This is a genomic window from Streptomyces sp. RP5T (assembly GCF_003933965.1).
Lineage (GTDB): Bacteria > Actinomycetota > Actinomycetes > Streptomycetales > Streptomycetaceae > Streptomyces.
This window is the reverse complement of record NZ_RSAJ01000314.1, coordinates 1-9,747: the sequence shown is the minus strand read 5'-3', so window position 1 is coordinate 9,747 and position 9,747 is coordinate 1. Positions and strand designations below refer to the sequence as shown.

8 protein-coding genes and 1 pseudogene are annotated in these 9,747 nt (G+C 65.9%); all 9 read left to right on the top strand.

Annotation, left to right across the window (positions count from 1 at the left end):
- Positions 1–193 precede the first annotated feature (193 nt).
- Positions 194–1,594, top strand: coding sequence for a type VII secretion integral membrane protein EccD (gene eccD / locus EHS43_RS27645; protein WP_125193462.1), 1,401 nt, complete (start codon positions 194–196; stop codon positions 1,592–1,594).
- A 20-nt stretch (positions 1,595–1,614) separates the two neighbouring features.
- Positions 1,615–3,093, top strand: a complete 1,479-nt coding sequence (gene eccB / locus EHS43_RS27640) for a type VII secretion protein EccB (RefSeq protein WP_125193461.1) — start codon at positions 1,615–1,617, stop codon at positions 3,091–3,093.
- Between the two features lie 91 nt (positions 3,094–3,184).
- Entirely contained in the window at positions 3,185–3,526 is a 342-nt protein-coding gene (locus EHS43_RS27635; RefSeq protein ID WP_125193460.1) for a hypothetical protein, read from the top strand.
- 55 nt (positions 3,527–3,581) lie between these two features.
- Entirely contained in the window at positions 3,582–3,902 is a 321-nt protein-coding gene (locus tag EHS43_RS27630) for a WXG100 family type VII secretion target (RefSeq protein ID WP_125193459.1), read from the top strand.
- A 69-nt stretch (positions 3,903–3,971) separates the two neighbouring features.
- Complete coding sequence (locus EHS43_RS27625; protein ID WP_125193458.1) at positions 3,972–4,475, top strand: type VII secretion system-associated protein; 504 nt, start codon at positions 3,972–3,974, stop codon at positions 4,473–4,475.
- Between the two features lie 58 nt (positions 4,476–4,533).
- Entirely contained in the window at positions 4,534–7,674 is a 3,141-nt protein-coding gene (locus EHS43_RS27620) for an AAWKG family protein (RefSeq protein WP_125193457.1), read from the top strand.
- 39 nt (positions 7,675–7,713) lie between these two features.
- Positions 7,714–8,169, top strand: coding sequence for a YbaB/EbfC family nucleoid-associated protein (locus EHS43_RS27615; protein ID WP_125193456.1), 456 nt, complete (start codon positions 7,714–7,716; stop codon positions 8,167–8,169).
- Positions 8,170–8,175: 6 nt separating this feature from the next.
- Positions 8,176–8,544, top strand: a complete 369-nt coding sequence (locus EHS43_RS27610; protein ID WP_125193455.1) for a hypothetical protein — start codon at positions 8,176–8,178, stop codon at positions 8,542–8,544.
- 2 nt (positions 8,545–8,546) lie between these two features.
- A pseudogene (locus EHS43_RS27605) lies at positions 8,547–9,747 on the top strand (sugar-binding protein); the annotation flags it as partial.

Sequence of the window (9,747 nt, the reverse complement as noted above, 5' to 3'; positions counted from 1 at the left end):
AACCCCGACCGGGGCCGGGCCGGGGGCAGGAACCCCGACCGGACGGGAAGAGTCTACGATCCGTCTCTACGGTTCACTCAGACGGACGCACACGAGCTTGCGGTACAGCTACGCAGTGTGCAGCGCAACGGCGCTGACGTCCAGCCAAGCCCTCCCGGAGACACAGGTCTCCCGACGAAGCGTGAGTCTTCCCATGCCTGAAAGCGCAACGGCAGGTCTGTGCCGTGTCACGGTGCACGCGCCCGCCAAATCGATAGATCTCGCAGTGCCCGCCGACGTACCCGTGGCGGATCTCCTGCCCACCCTGGTGAGTTACGCCGGTGACGATCTGGCCGAAGAGGGACTGGAGCACGACGGCTGGATTCTCCAGCGACTGGGCGAGCAGCCGCTGGAGGAGGACCGCAGCCTGGAATCGATCGGGCTGCGCGAGGGCGAGACGCTCTACCTGCGGCCGCGTACCGACTCCTTGCCCGAAGTGGTGCTCGACGACCTGGTGGACGGCATCGTCACGACCATGGAGGACCGTCCGTTCGGCTGGGGCCCGAAGGCCGGCCGCAGAACGCTCCTGGGCATGCTGATGCTCACCCTCGCGGCCGGACTGGCGATTCTCACCCTGCCGGGGTCCTCCGGCGAGCTGCGCGCGCTGGCCGCGGCCGTCACCGCGATGCTGCTGCTGGCGGGCGCCGGTTCGGCGAGCCGTGCCGTCGGCGACGCGGAGGCCGGTGCCGCGCTGGGCTTCGCCGCCGTACCGTACTTCGCTCTGGCCGGGTGGCTGATACCCGGCGGCGAGCTGAGCGGGCCGCATCAGATCGAGACGCTGGGCTCCCGGCTCCTGGCCGCCGGAGCAGCCGCGGCGGGCGGCGCGATGCTGGCCGTCGCCGCCGTGGTCGCGTTCGCCCCGCTGTTCCTGGCCGTGACCACGGTTGCCGTGGCCGCGGTCCTGGCCGGCGGGCTGATGATGACCACCGACCTCGGCCTCGGCCACACGGCCGGGATCCTCGCGCTGGCCACGGTCGTCCTCGGCGCCTTCGTACCCTCGATGTCCTTCCGGCTCGCCGGACTGCGCATGCCACCCCTGCCGACCAACGCGGCGCAGCTCCAGGAGGGGATCGAGCCGCACTCCCCGTCCACCGTGGCCGCCCGCACGGTCGCCGCCGACGGCTGGATGACCGGCCTGTACGGTGCCACCGCCGCCATCTGCGCCGCATGCCTGTACGGTCTGGCCCATCACCCCACCCTGCCCACCAGCCTCACGATCGTGGCTCTGTCGCTGCTGTTGATGCTCCACAGCCGCGGCCTGGGCAACATGCTCCAGCGCTTGTCACTGGTCGCCGCGGGCGTGTGGGGCCTGGGGCTGCTGGCCCACGCCACCGCCGTCTCCGCCACTGCGAGTGGACGGTTGCTGCTGGTGGCCGGGCTGCTGGCGGTTGCGACCGCTCTCGCCATCGCCTCCTGGACCGTGCCCGGCCGCCGCATGGTTCCGTACTGGGGCCGCGCCGCCGAGATCCTGCACTCCGCCATGGCCATCAGCCTGCTGCCCCTGTCCCTCTGGGTGCTCGGCGTCTACGGCATGCTGCGCGCCCTCAACGGATAACCCGAAGGACCGATGAGCACATGCAGAACAAACGCGACCAGGTCCAGGCCCACATGTTCCTCATGGGCCGTCTCACCTCCGGCATGCTGCGCTCCGACCCGGACGCACCCGAAAGCCCTCAGGGCCGCACCAACCGGGGTGTGGCCATCGGGGTCATCATCGCGATCCTGGTGGCCGCCGGAGCTTTCGTCATCGGCCTTGTCAGCCCCGGCACGACGGACTCCTGGCGCTCCTCGGGCGATCTGATCGTCGACAAGGGCACAGGGGCTCGCTACCTCTTCCTCGACGGCCGGCTCCGTCCGGTGCGCAACTTCGCCTCCGCCAGACTCCTCGGCGGGGAAGGCCTGACCACCACAGTCGTGGGCGCCGGTTCCCTCAAGGGCACCCCGCACGGGACTCCGATCGGCATCGAGGGAGCCCCGGACGAGATACCCGGGGCCGGTGATCTGTCCGGTGACCCCTGGCAGGTGTGCGCCACATCGGAGGCGGACGCCTCGGGCAAGGTCGATTCCCTCACCACGTTGGCGGTGGGCACCGAGATCGGCGGCACCTCCCTCGGCGAGGACCAGGGAATCCTGGTGACCGCACCTGACGGCACCGGCTACCTCCTGTGGCAGGGCAGTCGGCTGCGGCTGGACCGCACGTCGACCGCGCCGGAAGCGCTCGGTTACGCCTCGGTCGACCCCGTGCCCGTCTCGGCGGCGTTCCTGAACGCCCTGCCCGCAGGACCCGACCTCGCCCCGCCGGACAACCCCGGCCGTGGTGACGCCGGGCCCCGACTGGGTGGCCAGGAGACCAGGATCGGGCAGGTCTTCAAGCTGGCCGTACCCGGTTCCGGTGAGCGCCACTACCTGCTGCGCAAGGACGGACTGACACCGATCACCGCCACCGAGACGGCCCTGGTGCTCGGCGATCCGGCGACCCGCCAGAACGCCTACGGCGGTGCCTCCCCGGAGATCCTCACGCTGACCTCGCAGGTGCTCAAGAGCCACCTGGCGCCCGGAGCCGGCACGGCCGACGGCCCAGGTGCATCGCCGGTGAACCCGCCGAAGGCGGTGACGGTCGCCCGGGACCAGACTCTGTGCGCGCGGGTCATGCCGCAGGGCAAGGGCACCCGCGTGGGCGTCGTGCTGGCGACCGCCCCGGACTTCGGCCCGGTGGCCCAGCACTCTTCCGGAGCGGCGGCGCCGGCCTGTCTGCCGGTGGACCGCATCACCATGCCGCCCAGCCGAGGCTCCCTGGTCCGCGCCGTGGGCGCGGGCGGCGGCAAGATCGGCAGCACCCTCTACCTCGTCACGGAGACCGGTGTGAAGTACCGGCTGGCCACGCAGGAAGCGGTCGACGCGCTGGGCTACAAGACGACGACACCGAACGAGGTGCCCCTGCTGATGCTGGCGATGCTGCCCACCGGTCCCGACCTGTCCCCGCAGGCTGCCCAGACGGGCCGCGCGCAGGTGACGGCACCGCGTTGCAGCTCGCAGAACAAGCGAGACAACTGAAAAGCAATCTGACGACAAGTCAGATTGCGGGGAAGACAAACTCCCGTCCGTAGCATCGCCGTCCCAGAAGCGGACGATGAGAGGACCACGGATGGCAGTCAATGGAATGCAGCAGTCCCAGGAATCCTCGACACGCAATGGTGTCCAGGCGCTGGAGATGGCGTTCAGCGGCATCGTGAGGTGCCGCCAGGACGTCGAGAACACCAAGGTCAACCTCATGACCCACTACAAGGGCAGCGACGGTGGGGCGTTCCGGGACCTGGTCACCGCCTGGGAGGAAAAGGCCGACATCATCCTGACCAACGTGCAGGACATGATCGACACGCTCAACCAGACCCTCACCGAGCACGGCCGGCAGCAGGGGTCCTCCAACGAGGCCATCAACCAGGCGTACTCCCAGTCGGACGCCGTCTTCGACGCCTTGGCCGGCTGACTCCCAGCGCTCTCGGAACCACCTACGCATCCGACGTGAGATTGAGGACAGACACGTGAGCGACTTCAGCGACGGCTACATCTACGTCGACTACTCGCAGATGAGCAACGCCGCAGACGACATGATCACTCAGACCAGGGCGATCGCGACCACGCTCTCCAATCTGGAGATGGAACTCAACGAGCTGAAGAACACCTGGATCGGTGACGACAAGGACGTCTACGCCCAGAAGCAGCAGGCCTGGGACAACGCTGTCAAGGCGATGGAGGAACTGCTGACCAAGCACTCCACCCTGCTGACCTCGGTCTCCGAGAACTACCAGTACAGCGAGCAGTCGCTGACCCAGATGTGGGATTCCGTGAAGATCGGCCGCTGATCCTCCGGCTCGGGCGGCCGCGAGTCGGCGGCCGCCGTGTCCTGCCTCTTCACCTGAAAGAGACCTGTCATGGCGGAAGACCCGAATACGAAGACCGGCAAGCTGTCCATGAACAAGGACGGCCTCCAGGCCTTCCTGGACCACCGAGTGTCGCTGTTCCAGGACGAGCTGCGCAAGATAGCGCTGGATTATCCCGATGTTGGCGTGGCCGTGGGCACGCTGCTCGGGGAGACCAAGTACACGACTCCTGAGCAGTTCGATTCATACGGGCTGAGCAAGCCGCTGCGTCTCGGGATCATGCTCAAGGCGGACCGCCTGAACGGCAAGGGCGAAAAACTCAACACCGCAATCGCCGGGACCGCAGAAGACCTGATGACGGTGTACGAGGAGCAGACCGCGCTCTTCGCGGACATCGCGGACAACCTCAAATCCACGATCGAAAAGCTTCTCGCGGCACAGAACGACAACCTGATCAAGGTCGACGGTCAGGATTTCCTCGACATCTTCGAAGACGTGACCTCCGACCTGAGTGCCGGACAGGGCAGTGGTGCGGGAGACGAGGAAAAAGACTGAGTTCTGCGCCTTCCTCTGTTCACCGCCTCGCTGACCCGCCCATCGGAGGTTTCCCGTCATGGCCGAAAAAGTGGTTTACCCAGCCGATTCAGTGGACGACTACTGGCATGGCGCGGTCCAGGTGCTGACGGGGTATGTCCCACCCACGCGCGAGATGCTCTTCGGGAACCTGCTGGGGAACAACGACATCCCGTTGATGAGGGTGGAGATCTCCGACTACGACGGTGAGCCGTCGAACGCGATTGTCTCGGCCTCGGACGATCTCGACTGGCTGTACAAGAGTTCCGGCTGGCGCGTCGAGAACACCGACGTCGTGATCCCGTTCTACTCCGGCAAGCACGGGTCCGTCGGAGACGCCGGCGTCGGCACCAAAGTGGTCATGAAGAAGGCCCGGATCACGATGCTGGGCCACAAGGGCTCGACCAAGGACAGCGGGGCGACCGCCGGCGTATTCCTGGGCGGAAAGTTCAAGAGCGGCACCGGCAAGGACTTCAAGGGCCAGGCCGCGGACACGGAATGGGACAGCGCGCCGCTGACGCAGTACGCCTTCGGTGGCGGCATGGCCCTGTATCAGCTGATGGACTCCGGAAAGACGACCGACTTCTCATGGAACGGCATCAAGGTCGCGAATGAGAACGCGGTCGACCTGGATTCGTTCGACGAGAACGCCAAAGCGTTCGACCGGGTCGCTCAGTTCTTCAATCAACGCCACAGCGATCTGCAGGACTGGGAGTTCGACCTCGGTGACGAGGAGGCCGCGTGGAAGGGGCAGGCGGCCGGCGTCTTCTACGACTTGATCCACGGGCTGAAGCGGACCTACAAGTCCTACAGCGACCAGTTCGCGGTGTCCGGTACGGCCAACTCGAAGCTCGGCGATGATCTCCGGGCGTACCGCGTGGGGGTGTATAACGCCGCTCTGTCTCTGTACAACGAATGGAATAAGTGGACGGTCTCCAGCGCGAACCCGCTCATCTGGCTGACCGACATTCTTGAAGAAGTGGCGAAGGAGGTCTGGTACAACAACATTGTCAAGGTCCGGTACAAGCCCGGCCTCTACTCGCGATTCAGCACCAATGGGCACCATAAAGTCGAGTTCGGCGGATTCTACGGCGGCGACCGGAAATACGGGCCGCTGGAAGAAATGGAAACCTGGAAGAAGATCGGCGAAGAGGCGATCAGCCGGTGGCAGCAGCGGGTTAAAGATGTTCTCGTGGTGGCCGGGAAACAGGCCCTCATGGATCTTGAGAACACTTTCATGGATCACGATTTCCCTAAGAAGATCGATACCGAGACCGTCAGTCTGACGGAGAAGTTCGGAACCGACCAGGCAGCCGATGAGAAGGCTGAGCAGGAGAAAAAGGAAAAGGAGGCACAGGAAAAGCAGGAGCAGAAGGAGAAGGAACAGGAGGCGAAGCAGGAAGAGAAGGAGAAGGAGCAGGAGGCCAAGCAGGCCGAGCAGGAAGCCAAGCAGGAGGCAAAGGAGAAGGAACAGGAGGCGAAGCAGGAGCAGAAGGAGGCCGAGCAGGAGGCCAAGCAGGAGCAGCTGCAGCAGGAGCAGGACGCCAAGCAGGCCGAGCAGGAGGCGAAGCAGGAGGAGAAGGAGAAGGAGCAGGAGGCCAAGCAGGAGGAGCAGCAGCAGGAGCAGGAGGCAAAGGAGAAGGAACAGGAGGCGAAGCAGGAGCAGAAGGAGGCCGAGCAGGAGGCCAAGCAGGAGCAGCTGCAGCAGGAGCAGGAGGCCAAGCAGGCCGAGCAGGAAGCCAAGCAGGAGCAGAAGGAGGCCGAGCAGGAGGCCAAGCAAGAGCAACTGCAGCAGGAGCAGGACGCCAAGCAGGCCGAACAGGAGGCGAAGCAGGAGCAGAAGGAGAAGGAGGCCGAGCAACAACAGCTGATTGCCACTAATCAGGCTCGCATGGATCGGGAACAACAGAAGAAGGAGCAGGAGCGCAAGGAGTCCGAGCAGGAGGCGAAGCAGGCGGAGAAGGAGGCTGAGCAGGAGGCCAAGCAGGCCGAGCAGGAGGCGAAGCAGGAGCAGAAGGAGAAGGAGGCCGAGCAGAAGCAGGACCAGCAGGAGCAGAAGCAGAACAAGACGGAGGCCGAGCTCGAGGCCAAGCAGGAGCAACTGCAGCAGGAGCAGGAGGCCAAGCAGGCCGAGCAGGAGGCCAAGCAGGAGCAGAAGGAGAAGGAACAGGAGGCCAAGCAGGAGCAACTGCAGCAGGAGCAGGAGGCCAAGCAGGCCGAGCAGGAGGCCAAGCAGGAGCAGAAGGAGAAGGAGGCCCAGGAACGATTCGACCAGCAGGCCGGCGGCCTCGGGCTCGGCGGCGCCGGCCTGGGCGGTGGGGATCTGCTCGGCCAGGACTCCGCGACCACGACACTCAACCCCGACGGCTCGGTCACGATGGACTTCCCCGACGGGACGTCACGAACACTCGATCCGCCCAGCGGTGATGTCACCACGACGTTCCCCGACGGCTCGACCGACGTCGACAGCCTGGGTCCCGGGGGCTCGATCGCCAACAGCGACGGCAGTACCAGCACCCTGAACCCGGACGGCACCCTCACCACCACGTTCCCCGACGGCAGTTCGAGCGTGGTGAACCCGGACCTGGGGACGATCACCAGTCACCAGCCCGACGGCACGACGATCACCACCCCCATCGATCGGGGCGAGACCCTTCCCAGCGAGCTCGGCGGGTCCTCCGGTCTGGGCGGCGGTACGTCAGGACTGGGCAGCTCGGGCGACTCGGTGTACTCACCGTCGTACGACACCTCGGACTACGAGGAGGAGCTGTACGACGGCACCCTCGAACACGTTGACCCTTCCGAGTACGGCATGGGCGCCGGCAACGGTGCGGGCGGCATGCCGATGATGCCAGGCCGCATGGGCGGAATGGGCGGCGGCGGAGCCAGTGAAGGTGAGCGCGTCCGCGGCGTGATGGACGACGGCCAGCCCATCACCACCCGACGGAGTTCACCGCAGACCGGCAGGGGCGGATACCAGGAAGAGGAGCTGATCCCCGCCGCGAGCCGCAGCGGAGCCACCGCTTCGAGCGGTATGCCCTTCATGCCGCCGATGGGCGGCGCCGGTGGACAGGGTCAGGAGACCCAGTCGAGCGATCGCGAACGGTCCTCGTGGGTCGAGGAGGACGACGACGTCTGGGGCACCGACGCGGGCGGCGCGCCGGCCGTGATCGGACGTTGAACGGGCCTGCGCACAGGCCCAGTTCGTAGGAGGCGAGCAATGAAGGAACCGATCAGGGACAGGCTGGCCAAAGCCATGGCCCATCTGGAGGAGACCCAGAACGCCGTGGCCCGGGCAAAGGAGCAGCTGCGCACGGCCTCGGTCACGGTGCGCTCCCGGGACCGTGGAGTGGAGGTCTCCGTCAATGCGCAGGGCCATCTCAGTGAGGTCAAGTTCCTGGACGGCAAGTACCGCACCATGGGCGCCGCCCAGCTGTCGGCATCGGTGATCGAGGCCGCTCGGCAGGCACAGGCGGAGATGGCCCAGATCGTCATGGACACGTTCCAGCCCCTGTCCGAGAGGGCGGGTGCCAGGCCGCACATCGAGGGATCGGGCGTGGACTGGGATCAGATCTTCGGTCCGCTCACCGAGACCGTGGAGCGGGGCGCGGCCACACGGCGCGGGGCGAGCGACGGGCTGCGGGACGAGATCACCGAAGACGGAGAGAAGAGGTAGCGGCCGATGAGCTATGGATACGGAAGCGCATTCGAGATGGACCCGGGGGTACTCCGGAACTTCATCACGGAGGCGCGTGCTCTCGGCAAGGGCATACGGGCAGCCGCGGCCGCTTTCGAGTCGGACCTTCAGAGCACGGCCAACTGGGCCGGCATCGATGACGAGTTCTACCAGGAGACGGCCCCTCCGGACCGACGCGACGTCGAAGCCATGATCCGGTCGTACTACGCCATCGCCGACGCCTTCGACGGCATCACCGAGGGCCGCTTCCTGGAGATCCAGGAAGGCAAGAGGACCGCGGGCAATGCCATGGACGCGATGGATGAGATGAAGGCGCGCACGGATCACATCGGCGAAGGATCCAGGAAGCGCTGACCTTGATACCTGACAGCATCGAATTCCCCGAATCCGCACGCTGGATTCTGTTTGTCCTGCTGGGCGAGCTGCCCTTGCAGGGTTCCTCGGACATGGCGTTCACAAGGAGTGGGACGTTCGAGGAGCACGGGGATCGTGTGCTGGAACTCCGTGACCGCGTCGCGGACTTGTTGAACAAGGTGGACGGTGCTTTGCCGCCTGAGGTGGCCGACCGCTTCAAGGAGGCGATGTCCACCCTCGCCACACTCAACGGCTCGGACCAGATGTCCGATTTCTCCGATCAGTTCCGCCAGAAGTCGCGCAATCAAGTGCAGCAGTCCCGGAACATCATGGAGGCGAAATTCGAGATCATCGCCGAGGCCTTGCTGCTTCTTTCGGAGCTGGCGATCATCGCCGCGCTGTCCTTCTTCACCGGCGGGTTGTCCTTCACTGACACCGCTGCGGCGAAGGCCCGGAGCACGGTGGCGATCTTGACCACCCTCAACCGTCTGCTGCGCCAGACACATCTCCTGCCCTCGCTCAGCGAAGCGGTGGAGGAGGCGCTCACCACCTTCGCGGTGCGGCTCGCGATGCTGGCGCTCAACGACGGCAAGCGCCGCCCCGACGGCATCGACTGGAAGGCGATCGGCAAGTCCGCCGCGGTCGGCGCACTCGCCGGGATGTTCTCGTCCGTCATAGCCAAGAACATCGGGACGATCTACAAGAAGCAGTTCAACAACTTCAACAACAGCAAATGGGGAAACTTCGGAGGCGACGTCTTCCGGCACTTCACCAGCGAAGGTCCCAGCGAGGCCGTGGCCGAGTACCTGGTCAACGGCCTGTTCGACGGCAAGTGGAAGTTCAGTCCGATGTCGCTGGCGGGCGGCGGTCTCAGCGCCGTGGTCGAGAACATCATCAGCAACGAAGTGGCCGACATCGGCAAGAACCTCAACAGCAAGTTCTTCGGCAGTCAGAACAACCCCACCGCGTTCAACCCCCTTCCGGGACCGGATTCCCCTCTCGGGGCCGGCGCCGGCAACGGCCTCGCCGGACCGAAGCCCGTCGTCCACACCACCTCCGGCGTACCGACGTCCGGCCCGACGGGGACCCCCGCCCCGCTTGTCCCCCCTACGGCCACCTCGCCGACCGCTCCCGACGACTCGGTCCACATCCCGATGAAGGACGTCGAGGCCGGCCTGTATCCGGATACCGACTGGGACACGG

What these genes read in the sequence shown, in the direction of transcription:
- EHS43_RS27625 (WP_125193458.1), top strand. Translation starts at nt 3,972, where the DNA reads ATGGCGGAAGACCCGAATACGAAGACCGGCAAGCTGTCCATGAACAAG.
- EHS43_RS27615 (WP_125193456.1), top strand. Translation starts at nt 7,714, where the DNA reads ATGAAGGAACCGATCAGGGACAGGCTGGCCAAAGCCATGGCCCATCTG.
- EHS43_RS27635 (WP_125193460.1), top strand. Translation starts at nt 3,185, where the DNA reads ATGGCAGTCAATGGAATGCAGCAGTCCCAGGAATCCTCGACACGCAAT.
- eccD (WP_125193462.1), top strand. Translation starts at nt 194, where the DNA reads ATGCCTGAAAGCGCAACGGCAGGTCTGTGCCGTGTCACGGTGCACGCG.
- eccB (WP_125193461.1), top strand. Translation starts at nt 1,615, where the DNA reads ATGCAGAACAAACGCGACCAGGTCCAGGCCCACATGTTCCTCATGGGC.
- EHS43_RS27610 (WP_125193455.1), top strand. Translation starts at nt 8,176, where the DNA reads ATGAGCTATGGATACGGAAGCGCATTCGAGATGGACCCGGGGGTACTC.
- EHS43_RS27620 (WP_125193457.1), top strand. Translation starts at nt 4,534, where the DNA reads ATGGCCGAAAAAGTGGTTTACCCAGCCGATTCAGTGGACGACTACTGG.